We start from the raw sequence: 16,520 nt of genomic DNA on the forward strand, positions 1-16,520 counted from the left end.
ATGTGCGAGCGTCATCCGAGGCTGGGGGGAAGCTGCTCGGCCAGCAGGGGCGCGAGGGTCGCGGCGTACGTGCGCGACAGGTGGTTGTCGTCTCGGTACAGTGCGACGTTGCCCACGACGCCGACGCACACGTCATCGGGGCAGATCCACGGGGTGAGGTCGACGAGCTGGACCCCCGCACGATCGAGCACGACGGCCGGATTGTCGTCGGCGAGCGAGCCCGCGCGCGGCACGGCACACTCCACAGGATCGGCCGCCTCGGCGACGCAGCTGTACATGTCGAACCCGAACCGCGGGTTGTCCCGGATGCCGAGGACGTCGATGCCGGCGTCGCCCATGCGATCGAGGAAGCGGTCGATGCCGGGGCGGAGCGCCTCGTCGGCCTCGCCGTGGTCCGATCGCGTCACGACGGTCACGACGGCATCCGGTCGCATCCGTTCGACGTGGTCGACCGCAGCCTCTCGCCACGCGTCGCACGTCGGGTCCATTCCCGGTTCGTCGAGCCCCATCGAGCAGCCGCCCTTGACGAGCATGACCACGCCCCACCCGTTCTGCTCCGCGAGGGGCGCGAGGGCCGCGGTGATCTGCTGCGAGTGAGAGTCGCCGACGACGACGATCGTCCGTCCGGCGCGGGCCGTGTGCGTGGTCTCGTTGCACGTGCCGATCAGGATCTCCGCCGTCGGCACGCGATCGCCGGTGCAGGGGCGGTCGAGTTGCATCCACTCGTCCTCGAGAGCGGCGGGCATCGGGAGCAGGACCGCGTCGGCAGGCGGCTCGGGCAGCGTGGGATCGTGCAGCACGGCCGCACCCGGGTTGGAGATGGCCGCGCGCGCCGCGACGGCCCGCGCCTCGAGCTCGCTCGAGACCTGCCACGCGGTCACGGGCACCACGACCACCGCCGCGGCGACGACCACCACCGCGATGGGGACGAGCCGGGAGGGGTCGCTTCTCCTCCACGCGCGGACGGGGGTGTCGACCGCCGCGGTCAACGCCCGGGCGAGGGCGAGCGAGAGCACGATGACGAGCGTTCCCCCGACGATCCCGGCGCCTTCCCTGCCCGTCACGACGAGGAAGGTGACGAGGATCGGCCAGTGCACCAGGTAGAGGGCGTAGGCGTCGCGACCGAGGAGCCGCAGCGGGCGGGATGCCAGGAACCGCCCCGGTCCTCCGCGAGCCGCGCCGCTCCCCGAGACGACGATCGCGGCCGCGCACAGCACCGGCCACAGCGCGAGGAAACCGGGGAACCCGCCCTGCACGTCGACGACGAGACCGAGGACCAGGAGTCCGAACAGCCCCGCCCACCCGAGCAGCGCGCGGATCACCGGCCCCGGGCGCACGTGCGGCAGCACGACGACGAGGAGCGAGCCCGCGGCGAACTCCCACAGGCGCGCGCCCGTGTCGAAGTAGGCACTCTGCTGCTCCGCCGCGGTCCGGACGATCGAGTACGCCAGCGAGAGCGCGAACACCGCGCCGAAGACGAGCCCGACGACGCGATCCGGTGACGCGCCGAAGCGGCGGACGACGATCTGGCACCCGGCCAGAAGGACGACCCAGAGCACGAAGGCCTGGCCCTGCACCGACATCGACCAGAAGTGCTGCAGCGGACTCGGCACCTCCGTCCGCGCGTAGTAGTCCACGGCATCCGCCGCCAGCAGCGCGTTCTGCACGTAGAGGAGCGACGCCCAGGTCTGCTCCCAGATCGCGCGCCACGTGGCCGGCGGGAAGAACGTCCAGGCGAGGGCGAGAACGCCCACCAGCGTCACCGCGGCCGCGGGCAGCAACCGGCGGAAGATGCCGATGAGGTGCGCGACCGGACGAACGGGTGTCGGTCCGTCCATCCGACGCACGAAGCCGCGGGTGAGGAAGAACGCCGACAGCATGAGGAAGACGTCGACGCCGCCCGAGACCCGGCCGATCCACACGTGGTAGGTCACGACGAGCAGGATCGCGACGGCGCGCAGGCCGTCGATGTCGGGGCGATACGCCCAGCGCCCCTCGTCCGCCCGGTCAGCGCTCGCCGACCGGACCTCGGACCCGTGGGTCATACGCACGGAGGCGTCACGCGAGCTGGTTGTTCCACATCGACAGGGCGGAACCGATGGCCATGTGCATGTCGAGGTACTGGTACGTGCCGAGGCGACCACCGAAGTGCACGTCGCGCTCGCCCTTCGCCAGCTCGCGGTACGCCAGCAGACCGGCACGGTCGTCGGCGGTGTTCACCGGGTAGTACGGCTCGTCCGCGCGGGTCGCGAAGCGGGAGTACTCGCGCACCACGACCGTCTTGTCGGTCGGGTAGCGGTCGGCACGCTCGGGGTGGAAGTGCTTGAACTCGTGGATGCGCGTGTACGGCACATCGGCGTCGGCGTAGTTCATCACGCTCGTGCCCTGGAAATCGCCGATCGGCAGGACCTCCTGCTCGAAGTCGAGCGTGCGCCACGACAGCTCGCCCTCGGCGTAGTCGAAGTACCGGTCGACCGGGCCGGTGTACACGACGGGCACCTGGCCGACGGTGGCCTTCTTGTTCAGCGGCTGCGACTCGTCGAAGTAATCCGTCGACAGCTTCACCTCGATGTTCGGGTGGTCGGCCATCCGCTCCAGCCACGCGGTGTACCCATCGACCGGGAGACCCTCCCACGTGTCGTTGAAGTACCGGTTGTCGTACGTGTACCGAACGGGCAGACGAGAGATCACCTCGGCCGGCAGATCCTTCGGGTCGGTCTGCCACTGCTTCGCCGTGTAATCGCGGATGAACGCCTCGTACAGCGGGCGTCCGATGAGGGCGATCCCCTTCTCCTCGAGGTTCGCGGCATCCTTCGCATCGAACTCGCCCGCGAGCTCCTGAACGAGCGCCTTCGCCTGATCGGGGGTGTACGCGGCCTGGAAGAACTGGTTGATCGTGCCGAGGTTGATCGGCAGCGGGAACACCACACCCTTGTGCGTCGTGTAGACGCGGTGGACGTAGGAGGTGAAATCCGTGAAGCGGTTGACGTACTCCCACACCGTCGGGTTGGACGTGTGGAACAGATGCGCCCCGTACCGGTGGACCTCGATCCCCGTCTCGGGCTCGTCCTCGGAGTAGGCGTTGCCACCGATGTGGGCGCGACGGTCGATCACCGTGACGCGGCGCCCGGCGGCAGCCGCCCGCTCCGCGATCGTGAGACCAAAAAAGCCCGAACCGACTACCAGAAGATCCATGTACGCGAACAACTCTCGTTTCGGGGAAGAACGCCGACCATCCTACCCGCGGGCCCCTCCGCGGTTGCACGGGGCGGCTCAGCGGGCGCGCAGAGACCGTCGGATACGATGACGTGTCGAAAACGGAACTGACGGAGACGGATCGTATGGGTGACTGGATCAGCGCCGTTCCGTCGTACGTCGTCGTCGTCCTGGTCCTGATCCTCCCCGGCGCCGCCGTGGTCGCGGCCGGATGGGGCGTACGCAATCCGCAGCGCCTGCTGTTGGCTCCCGCGATCTCCGCGACCCTCGCCGCGGCCGCCACCACGATCGCGCACTTCGTCGGGCTGCGGTGGGGCCTCCTGCCCCTCGCGCTGTTCACCCTCGTCGTGGTCGGCATCGCGCTGCTGCTACGCCGCGGAAACGGAGCCGACCCGGCACCGGCTGCGCGCCGCACCCTTCTGACGGCGGTGCTCTCGCTCGCGGCGACCGCCGCGGTCACGACCGTGATGTTCGCTCGCGCGTTCGGCTCCCCCGACAACATCGCGCAGCGGTTCGACAACATCGTCCATCTCAATGCGATCGCCCTGGCGGTGCAGAACGGCGACGCCTCCGGCTTCCAGATCGGCGCGACGAGCGACATCGGGTTCTATCCCAACGGGTGGCACGCCCTGACCACGCTGGCCGTCGAGCTCACCGGTGCCTCCGTGCCGGTCGCCGTCAACGGCGCGAATCTGGCCTTCGTGTCGGTGCTGTGGCCGGCGTCGATCATGGCCCTCGTCGGCGCCCTGTTCGCGCAGCGGCGGACCGCCTACGTCACCGCCGCCGCGCTCTCCGCGGGCTTCGGAGCCTTCCCCGCTCTCTTCTTCAACTGGGGGGTGCTCTACCCCAACCTCATCGGCTACGCGATGGTGCCGGCCGCGTTGTCGACGGTGGTCACGGCGCTGGACGACCGCGGTCCGCGGGCGCTCACGCGTGCCCTCCTGCTCGTCGCGCTGCTCGCGGGCGGCGTTTTCCTCGGCCATCCGAACGCGTTCCTCTCGCTCCTCGCCTTCTCGGCCGCCCTCGTCATCGGCATCCTGGCCATCCGCGCGGTCGACGCCCGCACCCGTTCGTCGGTGGTCGGCGTCGCGGTGGCGATCGTCGGGTTCGGTGCCATCATGGCCGTCGTGTGGGCCGTTTTCCGCACGGGCGCCGAGCACTCCCGCTGGGAGCCGTGGCAGAACCTCGCGCAGGCCGCGGGCGAGGGACTCTTCGCCTCGCCCCGCGGTTTCAGCCCGACCATCGTCGTGGTCGCGCTCCTCGTGGCCGGATTCGTCGCCGTCGCCCGTCGTCCCCGATGGATCCCCGTTCTCGCTGTGTTCGCCGTCGCCGTGGCGCTGTTCATGGTGGTGTCGGGCCTGCGCATCGACTCCCCCGTGCGCCAGCTGCTGACGAACCCCTGGTACAACGACTCGAACCGCCTCGCCGCGCTCCTCCCCCTCGCCGCGATCCCCGTCGCGACCCTCGGCGCACTCGCGATCGTCGATACGGCTCGACGGTGGGCGACGCGGTGGTCACTGCCGCGATGGACGCGCGTGACGGCCGCGGTGGTGGCGGTCATCGCCGTCTTCTCTGTCGTGGTCGGCCCCAACGTCCGGATCGCGCTCGCCCAGGTGCGCGAGGCCTACGCCTACACCGACGACGCGCTCATCCTGTCCGCCGACGAGCACGCCCTGCTCGAACGTCTCGACGACGAGACCCCCGACGACGCGCTCATCATCGGCAGCCCGCGGACGGGGACGTCGCTGGCCCTCGCCCTCGCCGACCGCGAGGTGACCCAGCGGCACGTCTTCGGCTCCCCCTCCCCCGAGCTCCTCTTCCTCAACTCCCACCTGCGCGACATCGAGACCGATCCCGCCGTCTGTTCCACGGTCGACGACCTCGGGATCGACTACGTGCTCGACTTCGGTCGGCGCGACGTCATCGACGATCCGTACGGAGCCCTGCCGTACGACGGCATCCAGGACCTCACGCCGTCATCGCACCTCGTCCTCGTCGACTCCCAGGGCCCGGAGGCCCGCCTGTTCCGGATCGAGGGGTGCTGATCATGGCGCGCGAGACGACGGTCGCGGTCGCCTACGACTGCCTCTTCCCCTACTCCACCGGCGGCGGCGAGCGCCAGTACCGCGCGCAGGCCGACGAGCTCGGTCGTCGCGGGCTCGAGGTCGACTACCTCACGGCCGTGCAGTGGGACGGTCCGACGCCGACCGAGGAGCACTTCCGCATCCGGCCTCTCACGGGCCGCCTGAACCTGTACTCCCCCGGCGGGGTCCGGCGTATCCCGGCGGCCCTGCGGTACGCGGCCGCGCTTTTCCGTGCGCTCGTTCGCCGCCGCCGTCGCTACACCGCGCTGATCGTGAGCGGCCTGCCGATCTTCAACGTCTTCGCGGCCCGTCTGGCCCTTCTCGGCTCGGGAACCCGGGTCGTCGTGGACTACCTCGAGGTCTGGCACCGACGCCAGTGGGTCGAGTACTCGGGCCTGGTCACGGGGACGATCGCGTGGCTGCTGCAGCGCGCGGCGATCGCGATCACCCCCCTCGCCACCTGCCACTCCCAGCTCACGGCGACGCGCCTGCGCGCCGAGGGGCTGCGCCGTCCGCCTCTCGTCAGCCCGGGGCTGATCGACGACGCCGTCGAGGTCGAGACCCCCGGCCCCGCGGCGCACCCTCCCTACGTCCTCTACGTCGGCCGCCACATCCCCGACAAGCAGGTCGAGGTCATTCCCGCCGCGGTCGCCGCCGCGCGCGAGAGCCTCGCCGACCTCTGCCTGGTGATCCTCGGCACCGGCCCGAGCTCCGACGCCGTGCGCGCCGAGGTGCGCAGGGTCGGCGGAGAGGAGTGGACCGAGTTCCCCGGATTCGTCTCGGATGCCGAGCTCGACACGCTCCTGCACGGAGCACTCGCGCTCGTGCACCCGTCGCGCCGCGAGGGCTTCGGTCTCGTCGTCGTCGAGGCCAACGCCCACGGCACCCCGGTGGTCCTCGTCGCGCACGAGGGCAACGCCGCCACCGAGCTCATCGACGAGGGCGTCAATGGCGTCGTCGCCCCGACCACCCGCCCCGACGATCTCGCCCGCGCCATCCGGGCCGTCGCCGACGGGGGTGACGACCTCCGCCGCACCGCGCGCGCCTGGTACGACACCGCCGTCCGCACCCGCACCATCCGCCGCACCGTGGAGGGCATCGCGTCGGCACTCGCGTTGCCGAAGCGCTCCACGGTGAAGACGAAAGAAGACACGCCTTGACCAGTCCCGTACCGACCGATCCCGCCTCGAGCGATCCCGCCCCGCACAACGACGTCGAGCTGACGATCCTCATGCCCTGTCTCAACGAGGCGGAGACCCTCGAGGTGTGCATCCGCAAGGCGCAGGGGTTCCTCGCGCGCAGCGGCATCCGCGGTGAGGTCCTCATCTCGGACAACGGCAGCACCGACGGATCGCAGGCGATCGCCGAGCGGCTCGGCGCCCGCGTCTCGCACGCCCCGCGACGTGGCTACGGAGCAGCGCTCATCAACGGCATCGAGACGGCCCGCGGCCGGTTCGTGATCATGGCCGACGCCGACGACAGCTACGACTTCGAGAACCTCGAGCCCTTCGTCGAGCGCCTCCGCGCCGGCGCCGATCTGGTCATGGGCAACCGCTTCCGCGGGGGCATCGCCCCCGGCGCCATGCCGCCGCTGCACAAGTACCTCGGAAACCCGGTTCTGTCCTTCATCGGGGAGCTGTTCTTCCGTCCCGGCATCCGCGACTTCCACTGCGGTCTGCGCGGTTTCAACCGCGCGCGCATCCGCGACCTCGACCTCCAGACGACCGGCATGGAGTTCGCCTCCGAGATGGTCGTGCGCGCCTCGCTCGCGCGGTACCGCATCGAAGAGGTCCCGACGACGCTGAAGAAGGACGGACGCTCGCGCCCGCCGCACCTGCGCAGCTGGCACGACGGCTGGCGCCACCTCCGGTTCCTGCTGCTTTTCGCCCCGCGGTGGCTGTTCGTCTACCCCGGGCTCGTCGCGTTCTTCCTGGGCGCGATCACCGTCGCCGTGCTCTCGTTCGGCGGTGTCGAGATCGCCGGGGTCGGGTTCGACGTCACGACCATGGTCTACGCCAGCGCCCTGTGCGTGATCGGCTTCCAATCCCTGCTGTTCTTCTGGCTCACGAAGCTCTACGCCACGCAGGAGGGGTTCCTCCCCACGAGCGAGAGATATCGACGGATCGTCGCGAAGTGGTCCGCCGAGCGCGGTCTGCTCATCGGACTCGGCCTCTTCCTCCTGGGCGTCGTCATCGGCATCGTGCAGGTGACGCTGTGGGGAAGCCTCGACTTCGGGCAGCAGAACGCGGCCCAGGCGGTGCGTATCGCCGTGCCGAGCGCCCTCACGATCATCCTCGGCTTCCAGACCGTGATGATGAGCTTCTTCTCGGGCGTCCTCACCACGCCGCGACGCGAGCAGCGGCCCGAAGCCGTCATCGAGAGCTGATGGCCGCGCGCCGCATCCTCGTCGACCTGCTCGGGTTCACCGGCTCACGCGGCGGGACCGAGACCTACGTGCGGGAGCTCCTCCCGCGCCTCGCCGAACGGATGCCGCACGCCCGCTTCGCCGCCCTCACGGGGCGCGCAGGGAGCGGGCGCGTCGCCACCTTCTTCCCCGGCGCCGTACAGATCGTGCCCTGGGTGGGGGCCGACCCGGCGACGTGGGCGCTCGGCGCGGTCACGTCGACCGATCTGCTCGCTCGTCGCTACGGAGCCGACCTCGTCTGGGCCCCGGCGAACTTCGGACCGATCTTCCGCGGCGTCCGGCGCGTGGTCACCGTCCACGATGCGATCTACGACGAGGTGCCCGGTGGCATGGCCGATCGCGCTCAGCGCGCCGTCACGTCGTTCCTCATGCGCCGCTCGGCCCGCACTGCCGACCACGTCCTCACGGTCTCGCACGCGGCCGCCGCGAGCGTCGGCGCCCACCTCGGCGTTCCCGCGGAGCGCATCGCGGTCGTCCACAACGGCAGCACCGACCCCCGCCCTCAGGACGACCCCGCACGAGTGCTCTCCTCCCTGGGCCTCCCCTCCGACCGGCCGATCGTCCTCAGCGTCGGCAACCGGATGCCGCACAAGAACTTCCGCGGACTGCTCGAGGCCGTGGCATCCCTTCCCCCCGCCGAGCGGCCCGTCACGGTCGTCGCGGGCAGCCGGCTGCCCGACCCTCTCGCCGCCGACGTCGATCGCCTGGGCCTCGCCCGCGACGTGGTGCTCCCCGGTTGGGTGAGCGACGCTCAGCTCGAAGCGCTGTTCCAGGTCGCCGACCTCTACGCCTGTCCCTCGCTGGTCGAGGGGTTCGGTCTCCCCGTCGTCGACGCCCTGCGGCGAGCCGTTCCCGTCCTCGCGAACGACGTCCCCGTGCTCCGCGAGGTGGGGGGCACGGCCGCCCGGTACGCCGATGCGACGGATGCCACGGCCTTCGGCGCGGCGATCCGCACGGTCCTCGCGGATCCACCGGATGCCGCGACGCGCGACGCCGCTCGAGAGTGGGCCTCGCGATTCACCTGGGACGATGCGGCGGACGGCGTCGCGACGGTTCTCGATCGCGCCCTCGGGGAGCCGCGATGACCGACACCGCGGGGCCGGCGCCGCTGCGCGGACGCCTCGTGGGGTTCATGGTGGTCCCCGCGATCGCGGCGATCTCCCCGCTCCTCGTCCTCCCCCTGATCTCGCGCCTCGCGGGCGACGGCGGCTGGGCGAGCGCGGTCGCGGGCGAAGCCATCGGCACGTTCGCCGCGATCGCGATCGGCTACGGGTGGACGGCCGTCGGCCCGGCCCTCATCTCGATCGCCCCCGACGACGACCGGCGCGCGCGGCTGTACCGTGACTCGATCGTCGTGCGACTCCTGCTCGCCGCGATCGTTCTGCCCATCCTCGCGGTGGTGTGCTGGTTCGTGGCGTCGCCCGGATCCGAGCTGCTGACGGTGCTGATGGGCGTTCAGGGCGCCCTGATCGCCCTGTCGTTCACGTGGTACTGCGCCGGGGTGGGCGATCCGCGCACGATCATCTTCTTCGACGCGGTCCCGCGCGTTGTCGCCACCGCCCTCGCCGCGGGAGCGATCCTTCTCACCGGGATCGTCGAGCTCTACCCGATCGCGGGCATCCTCGTGACGCTGGGCGGCACGACGCTGTTCAGCGCGCGGCTGCTGCGTCGGCATCCGGGTCCTTGGCCTCCCGCGCGCGAGGTCCCCGGACTCCTGCGCGCGGGTCTGCCGGTCGCGGTCAACGATGCCGCTCTGAGCGCGTACTCGAGCGTTCCCGCGCCGCTCGTGAACGTCACGGCGCTGCCCTCGGCTGCGGCGGGATACGCCTCGGCCGACAAGATGTTCAAGCTCGGCAGCGTGCTCCCGTTCACCCTGGCGAGCGCCTTCCAGAGCTGGGTGAGCGAGGGCGATCCCCTCGACCGCCGACGCCGCCTGCGCGTCGCCCTCGGCACGCACGTCGCCTTCGGTCTCCTGGGCGCCGTCGTCCTCACCGTCCTCGGACCGTGGGTCAGCCTGGTGATGTTCGGGGAGTCGGCCGCGGCAGGGCTCGATCTCGTCGCGGCGATGGGCCTCGTCTTCCTCTTCCTCTCCGTCCGTACCTCCATGACACGTCACGTGCTCTTCCCCGCGGGTAAGGCCCGTCTGGTGATGACCGTTACGCTCGTTGCGACGGCGATCGGCGTCCCCGCCATGGTCGCGATGGCCATCGTGATCGGCCCCCTCGGCGCAGCCCTCGGCTACGCCCTCACCGAGGGCCTGGCCACCCTCCTGCTGTGGCGACCGTGTGCCCTCGCGATGCGCGACATCGCGTCCCCTCCGGCCCGACGAGAACAGGACCGCACCGCATGACCCCCTCCCCCCGAGATGCGACCACGCGCATCGGCGCCGTCGTCCTGACCTGGCGCGACCGTGTCCAGACCGTGGAGTGCGTGACCGGGCTCCTCGCCTCACCGGCCGTCACCCGTGTCGTCGTCGTCGACAACGAGGCCGATGGGACGATCCAGGATGCCTTCGCGCCCGACGACCGCATCGAGTTCGTCGAGCTGAGCGCCAACACCGGATTCGCGGTCGGGGTGAACGCGGGGATGAAGGTCCTCCTCGCCGACGACGAGATCGATCTCCTGCTCGTGATGAACAACGACGCCACCCTTCCCGTCGACGACATCGACCTTCTGCGTGAAGCGCTGGCCACGGATGCGTCCCTCGGGGTCGTCGGACCGCGCATCGTCACCCCCGACGGCCAGCGCTTCTCCGCCGGCGGGATCGTGAACCGCCTGACCTGGGGGATCCGACAGCCGCGCCCCGGGGAGCAGCCGGACTTCCTCACCTGGGCGTGCGTCCTCCTGCGACGCTCGACGCTCGAGACGGCGGGACTCCTCGACGAGCGCTTCTTCATGTACTGGGAGGACGTCGAGTACGGCTTCCGCCTGCGTGAGCGGGGCATCGGGTTCGCCGAGGTCGCCGACGCCGTGCTCACCCACGCGGTCTCGTCCTCCCACTCACGCGCGGGCTCGCGCATCCTCGCGTACTCGAGCCAGGCATTCCGTCACTTCCTGACCCTGCACGGCGGCGCCACGACCGCCACGGGCCTCGCCCGCCTCAGCGCGAAGGTCCTGCTCACCCTGGCCCAGGGAGATCGACGCGGTGCCGCCTACGTTCGAGCGGGCTGGCGTCTCGGTTCCCCCGCTCCCGATCCGGCCTACCCGGCCGTCAACGCCCTGCCCTGAGAGGACGCCCCATGACCATCGGCTTCGTCGTGACGACCCTGGGGCGGCTCGAGCCGCTCCGCGCGCTTCTCGCCTCCCTCGAGGACCAACTGAGGGAGGGCGACCACGTCGTCCTCGTCGCGCAGGGCGCCCAGGACGATGTGGCGGCCCTCGCCGCCGAGTTCGCCGCGCGCGGTGTTCCGGTGACCGCGACGACCTCGGCCCGGGGTGCCTCGTTGGGCCGGAACACCGGCGTCGCCGCCCTCCCGGCCGGCGATGCCGTCGTCACCTTCCCCAACGACAACACGACCTACCCGGCGGGCACCGTCGCCGCCCTGCACGCCGCCGTCGACGGGGCCGATTTCCTCGCGGGCGGGTTCACCTCCTGGGATGAGCGCGGCCCCAAGACGACGCTGCCGTCCGCGGGAACGCCGCTCGACAAGTACAACGTGTGGTCGGTCATCGAGATGGGCATCCTCATCCGCCGCTCGCTCTTCGACGCCGTCGGCGGATTCGACGAGAACATGGGTCCCGGGTCCGCGTCGCCCTGGCAGGTGGCCGAGGGCACCGATCTGCTGCTGCGCGCGATGGCGCAAGAGCCGCGCCTGGTCCGCGAGTTCCGGTGGCTCCCCGCCGACGTCCACGTCGATGGGATCTCGACCGGCTTCGGGCTGAGCACGGCGGAAAGGCGACGCAAGCTGCGCGCCTACGGCCGCGGCACGGGGCGCGCGTTCGCCGTCCACGGATACCCGCTCTGGTGGCGACTCGCCTTCACCGCCGCGGGTCTGCTCTACGGTGTCCGCAACCCGCGACCGATCACCCTCGGCGACGGGTGGCCGATGTTCCTCGGTCGCCTCGAGGGGACCCTCGGGCGCACCTTCGGCCAGGCGCGCATGGTCTCCGCGACCCGCTGAGCGCCCGAGACCCCGCTGTTACGCTGAGAACGTGTCATCCAGAGTTCTCATCACCGGCGGCGCCGGCTTCATCGGGTCCCATCTCTCCGAGCGCCTCCTGGCCGAGGGCAACGAGGTCATCTGCGTCGACAACTTCTTCACGGGGTCCCGTCGCAACGTCGAGCACCTCTTCGACAACCCGCGATTCGAGCTTCTCCGGCACGATGTGACCTTCCCGCTGTACGTCGAGGTCGACCAGATCTACAACCTGGCGTGCCCCGCGTCGCCCGTGCACTACCAGCACGACCCGGTGCAGACCACGAAGACCAGCGTCATGGGCGCGATCAACATGCTGGGCCTCGCCAAGCGCCTGCGCGTGCCGATCCTCCAGGCATCGACCTCCGAGGTCTACGGCGACCCGGCCGTGCACCCGCAGACCGAGGACTACTGGGGCAACGTGAACCCCATCGGCACGCGCTCCTGCTACGACGAGGGCAAGCGCGCCGCCGAGACGCTGTTCTTCGATTACCGCCGCCAGCACGACCTGTCGATCAAGGTCATCCGCATCTTCAACACGTACGGCCCGCGCATGCACCCGAACGACGGGCGCGTGGTCTCGAACTTCATCGTGCAGGCCCTCCGCGGCGAGCCGATCACGATCTACGGAGACGGCTCGCAGACCCGCTCGTTCTGCTTCGTCGACGACCTCGTCGACGGCATGGTCCGTCTGATGAACACCGGCCACGACGTGACCGGCCCCATCAACGTCGGCAACCCGGGCGAGTTCACCATGCTCGAGCTCGCGAACGCCGTGCTCGAGATCACCGGGAGCTCCTCCACGATCGAACACCGCCCGCTTCCGCAGGACGACCCCAAGCAGCGGCAGCCCAACATCGACCTCGCGCGCCGCGAGCTCGGGTGGGAGCCGACGGTCGCGCTGCGTCCCGGCCTCGAGCGCACGATCGACTACTTCCGCTCCGTCCTGACGGACTGATGCTGTCCGCTCTCCGCTCGCGCGTGCGCGCCGCGCGGGACTCCGCCCTCCTGCGCCCCGTCGTCGCGCGGGCCGATCGCATCTGGTGGGCACGGGTCATCCGGCGCGCGGGCATCGTCGACCTCGCCTACGTCCGCGCGCAGACCGGGAAGACGCTCTCCGAGGCCGCGGCCGTGCGTCGATACGTGAACGGCGGATTCCGCACCGGCCTGCGCCTGTCGCCTCTCTTCGTCGACACCGCCGTGGGCGACCACCTCCCCGAGGCGTGGCGCGTCCCGGCCCTCTACGCCTACCTCGTCGCCGACCCTCGGGGTCTGCAGGTGAGCCCGCTGTGGGACGCGCACGCCTACGGCGCCCGACACCCCGACGCGTGGGACGCCCCGGGCGGCCCCGTGGGGCACGCGTGGCGACGCCGCGAAACGCATTCGCTCCCGTACGGTCCCGAAGCCGAACCCGCCGCGGCGTCGTGGGCCGAACTCTCGACCGTCATCACACGGGCCGCGCATCGGGCGCGCGTCGGCGGCGAAGTGCCGGCCACCCCCGGGGAGCGCCCGCTCGAACGCGAGCTCATTCTCGCGCTCGGACCCGACGAATGGGACTTCGACGAATCCCTCGCCGAGGCGGTGCTCTTCGCCGATCGCGACGACCAGGGCGTCGCCATCGCGGTGATGGACGGCCGCGCCGAGGACTGGACGCTCGCGTCGATGATGGCGGCCTCGCACCCGCGGGTCCGCGTAAGCCGTCGTCGCCACGACGATCCCGCCCGGGCTCTCGACGAACTCCTGCGAAGCTCGACGGCCGAGGTCGTCGTGGTTCGCGGGCCCAATGAGACGCTCACCGCCGCGGACGCGGTCCGTCTCGCCGAACGCGTCGAGACCGAACCGGTCGGCACGGCCGTGGCCCCGGTCTGGCGCGACGGTGACGGGACCATCGCGGCCGTCGGCGCCGACGCCGAGGGACGTTTCCTCGCGGGGCACCCCGTCGAAGACATCTCCGCGCTCGGCACCGACACGAACCTCGAGGTGCCCGCTCTCGCCGGCCTCACGTTCGCCGTCCGCCGCGACGACGTCCGGTCCGACCTGCGCGGATCGGATGCCGCGAGCCTCGTCGGAGCGCGTGCGATCGTCGCGCTCGACCTCGAGACGCGTACTCGCTCGACCGCCCCACGCGCCGACCTCGACGGCATCCGTTCCGCGGTGAGGCTCATCGAGACCGACGACCTCCTCCTTCGCGCGGGCTGGGAACGTGTGCCCGAGGGGCCGTCGCCGCGCGTGCGACGCCCGCCCCGCCGCACGACGCTCGCCGACGGAACGGACGTGCCTGTCCTGCGCTGGGCGCTGCGCACCGCCATCCCGGTCGGACCCCGCGCCGAGGGGTGGGGAGACACCCACTTCGCACGCGCCCTCGCGGGGGCCCTGCGCCGTCTCGGACAAGAGGTGGTCATCGACTCCTACGCCGCGCGCAAGCGTTCCACCCGTCACCTCGACGACGTCACCGTCGCCCTACGCGGCCCGGAACCCCTCGAGGCCTCCCCCTACGGCGTCTCGCTCCTGTGGGTGATCAGCCACCCCGACGAGATCACCCGCGCCGACGTGGCCGGTTTCGACCGCGTCTTCGCCGCCTCGGCACCCTGGGCTCGCGCGGCCGGCGCCGAGCTCGGGGTCGACATCAGCCCGCTCCTGCAGTGCACCGACGCGACCCGCTTCCGTCCGACCGGTCGGCCGCGCGGCGATGACATCCTCTTCGTCGGCACGGCTCGCGGCATCCTGCGCCCGTCCGTGGTCGAACCGATCCGCGCCGGGATTCCCGTCACGGTGATCGGACCGGACTGGCGCGGGTGGATCCCGGCCGCGCACATCCGCGCGACCGGCGTCGCGAACGACGAGCTCCCGGCGCTCTACGAGAGCGCCGGTGTCGTGCTCAACGACCACTGGCCCGCCATGCAGCGCCGCGGCTTCATCGGCAACCGCCTCTTCGACGTGGTCGCCGCGGGCGGACGTGCCATCAGCGACCGGGTCGAGGGGATCGACGCCCTGTTCGGCGGGGCGGTCGCGACCTACGACACGGTCCCGGAGCTCATCGAGATGCTGTCCGGAGATCGGGATGCCGTGTTCCCCGACACCGCGACCCTGACGGCGGTGTCGGAGCGCGTCCGCGCCGAGCACTCCTTCGATGCGCGCGCCCGGACGCTGCTAAATGCCGCTCTGCAGGCGGTGCTGACACGGTCACGCGGCGTCTCGGACAGCACAGCGCGGCTGGCAGAATAGAATCCATGCCTTCGGAGTCCCCCTCGCCGCGCGGGTGGGGACTCACCCGCCTCTGGTCGTCCAGCCTCGTGCGCTACCTCGTGGTGGGCGGCCTCGCGTTCGCCTTCGACTTCGGTCTGCTCTGGCTCCTCCACGACGTCGCCGGGGTCCCCCTCGCCGTCGCGACGCCGACGGCGTTCCTCGCGAGTTTCGTCGTGACCTACACGCTCCAGCGGCTCCTGGCCTTCCGGGCTTCGGATGCCGTGGCCCCGAGCGTCGTGCGCTACGCGCTGCTCGTCGCGGCGAACACGCTCCTCACCACGGGCATCGTGGCGCTGGCCGACGCCGTCGGCTGGTCGTGGGTCGTGGGGAAGGTCCTCGCTGTCGCGGTGACGACCGTCGGCAATTACTTCGCGTACCGTTACTGGGTCTTCGCCCGCCCGAAAGGTTCTCACTCGCATGTATAAAGGCGCCATCATCGCCGCGGTCGTTCCCGCGTACAAAGAGGAGAAGATGATCGCCCGGGTCATCGAGACGATGCCCGACTTCGTCGATCACATCGTCATCGTCGACGACTGCAGTCCGGACGACACCAGCGGAGCCGTCACGCGGGTCGGCGACCCCCGCGTGGCCCTCATCCGCCACGAGGTGAATCAGGGCGTCGGCGGTGCCATCATCACCGGTCACCGTGCCGCGCTCGAACTGGGCAGCGATGTGAACGTGATCATGGCCGGCGATGCGCAGATGGACCCCGCGTACCTGCCGGCACTGCTCGATCGGGTGGTCGAAGACGGGTACGGGTTCGCGAAGGCGAATCGCTTCTACTCCCCCGAGTCCTTCACCGGCATGCCCGGATACCGCGTCTTCGGCAACATCGCGCTGTCCTTCATCACGAAGCTGTCGTCGGGCTACTGGAACCTGTTCGACCCGCAGAACGGCTACACCGCGATCCGAAGTGAGGCGTTGCGCCGTGTACCGCTGGATCGCGTCGCCAAGCGTTACAGCTTCGAGAACGACCTCCTGATCCACCTCAACATCCTGCAGGTGTCGGCCGTCGACGTCCCGATTCCCGCCGTCTATGGCGACGAGGTGTCGAGCATTCGCCTGAGCAAGGTGGTCCCCGAACTCGTGCACCGCTTGACCGTCGGCTTCTGGAACCGCATCTGGTACCGCTACGTGCTCTGGTCGTTCTCCCCGATCGCGCTGCTCCTCTTCCTGGGTCTACTGTTCCTCGGCTTCGGCGCGATCGTCACGATCTGGCTGTTCTTCCAGATCCTCGGCTCGGCCATCGCGACCGCGGCGACCGTCATGCTCGCGGCCCTCCCGCTCATGCTGGGAACGCAACTGCTGATCAGCGCACTGCAACTGGACATCCAGGCCACGCCGTCGACACCGGAGCACACCCCGTTCGCGGCCCGGTGAGAGCCCGAAGCGAAAGCGCCCACCCCGGAAGGG

13 protein-coding genes are annotated in these 16,520 nt (G+C 70.7%); 11 read left to right on the forward strand and 2 right to left on the reverse strand.

Annotated features, from left to right (window positions below):
- Positions 1 to 11: 11 nt before the first annotated feature.
- Entirely contained in the window at positions 12 to 2,045 is a 2,034-nt protein-coding gene (locus AB0O24_RS06100) for an acyltransferase family protein (RefSeq protein ID WP_363373356.1), read from the reverse strand.
- A gap of 13 nt (positions 2,046 to 2,058) precedes the next feature.
- Positions 2,059 to 3,195, reverse strand: a complete 1,137-nt coding sequence (gene glf, locus AB0O24_RS06105) for a UDP-galactopyranose mutase (protein ID WP_275798258.1) — start codon at positions 3,193 to 3,195, stop codon at positions 2,059 to 2,061.
- Between the two features lie 146 nt (positions 3,196 to 3,341).
- Between glf and AB0O24_RS06110 the strand changes: the two genes are divergently transcribed.
- The 11 genes from AB0O24_RS06110 to AB0O24_RS06160 are packed head-to-tail and all read left to right on the forward strand — an operon-like array spanning position 3,342 to position 16,487.
- Positions 3,342 to 5,261, forward strand: a complete 1,920-nt coding sequence (locus AB0O24_RS06110; RefSeq protein ID WP_363373360.1) for a DUF6541 family protein — start codon at positions 3,342 to 3,344, stop codon at positions 5,259 to 5,261.
- A gap of 2 nt (positions 5,262 to 5,263) precedes the next feature.
- Positions 5,264 to 6,460 (forward strand): glycosyltransferase family 4 protein, encoded by a 1,197-nt coding sequence (locus AB0O24_RS06115; protein ID WP_363373362.1) that lies wholly within the window; start codon positions 5,264 to 5,266, stop codon positions 6,458 to 6,460.
- Entirely contained in the window at positions 6,457 to 7,686 is a 1,230-nt protein-coding gene (locus AB0O24_RS06120) for a glycosyltransferase family 2 protein (RefSeq protein WP_363373365.1), read from the forward strand. The genes AB0O24_RS06115 and AB0O24_RS06120 overlap by 4 nt, the downstream gene beginning before the upstream one ends.
- Complete coding sequence (locus AB0O24_RS06125) at positions 7,686 to 8,810, forward strand: glycosyltransferase family 1 protein (protein ID WP_363373368.1); 1,125 nt, start codon at positions 7,686 to 7,688, stop codon at positions 8,808 to 8,810. The genes AB0O24_RS06120 and AB0O24_RS06125 overlap by 1 nt, the downstream gene beginning before the upstream one ends.
- On the forward strand, positions 8,807 to 10,075 hold the full coding sequence (locus AB0O24_RS06130) for a lipopolysaccharide biosynthesis protein (RefSeq protein WP_363373370.1): 1,269 nt from the start codon (positions 8,807 to 8,809) through the stop codon (positions 10,073 to 10,075). Before AB0O24_RS06125 ends, AB0O24_RS06130 begins: the two co-directional genes overlap by 4 nt.
- Positions 10,072 to 10,953: a glycosyltransferase family 2 protein gene (locus AB0O24_RS06135; RefSeq protein WP_363373373.1), complete on the forward strand. Its 882-nt coding sequence runs from the start codon at positions 10,072 to 10,074 to the stop codon at positions 10,951 to 10,953. Before AB0O24_RS06130 ends, AB0O24_RS06135 begins: the two co-directional genes overlap by 4 nt.
- 11 nt (positions 10,954 to 10,964) lie before the next feature.
- Complete coding sequence (locus AB0O24_RS06140) at positions 10,965 to 11,846, forward strand: glycosyltransferase (protein WP_363373375.1); 882 nt, start codon at positions 10,965 to 10,967, stop codon at positions 11,844 to 11,846.
- A 31-nt stretch (positions 11,847 to 11,877) separates the two neighbouring features.
- The gene (locus tag AB0O24_RS06145) at positions 11,878 to 12,819 is read left to right on the forward strand and encodes a UDP-glucuronic acid decarboxylase family protein (RefSeq protein ID WP_363373378.1); all 942 of its coding nucleotides are present in this window, start codon (positions 11,878 to 11,880) and stop codon (positions 12,817 to 12,819) included.
- A complete protein-coding gene (locus AB0O24_RS06150) occupies positions 12,819 to 15,086 on the forward strand; it encodes a glycosyltransferase (RefSeq protein WP_363373380.1) in 2,268 nt (755 codons plus the stop codon). The genes AB0O24_RS06145 and AB0O24_RS06150 overlap by 1 nt, the downstream gene beginning before the upstream one ends.
- 5 nt (positions 15,087 to 15,091) lie before the next feature.
- The gene (locus AB0O24_RS06155; protein ID WP_307382291.1) at positions 15,092 to 15,532 is read left to right on the forward strand and encodes a GtrA family protein; all 441 of its coding nucleotides are present in this window, start codon (positions 15,092 to 15,094) and stop codon (positions 15,530 to 15,532) included.
- On the forward strand, positions 15,525 to 16,487 hold the full coding sequence (locus AB0O24_RS06160) for a glycosyltransferase family 2 protein (protein ID WP_307382294.1): 963 nt from the start codon (positions 15,525 to 15,527) through the stop codon (positions 16,485 to 16,487). Before AB0O24_RS06155 ends, AB0O24_RS06160 begins: the two co-directional genes overlap by 8 nt.
- Positions 16,488 to 16,520: the final 33 nt, after the last annotated feature.

This window comes from Microbacterium sp. NPDC086615, from assembly GCF_040686055.1.
Taxonomy (GTDB): domain Bacteria; phylum Actinomycetota; class Actinomycetes; order Actinomycetales; family Microbacteriaceae; genus Microbacterium.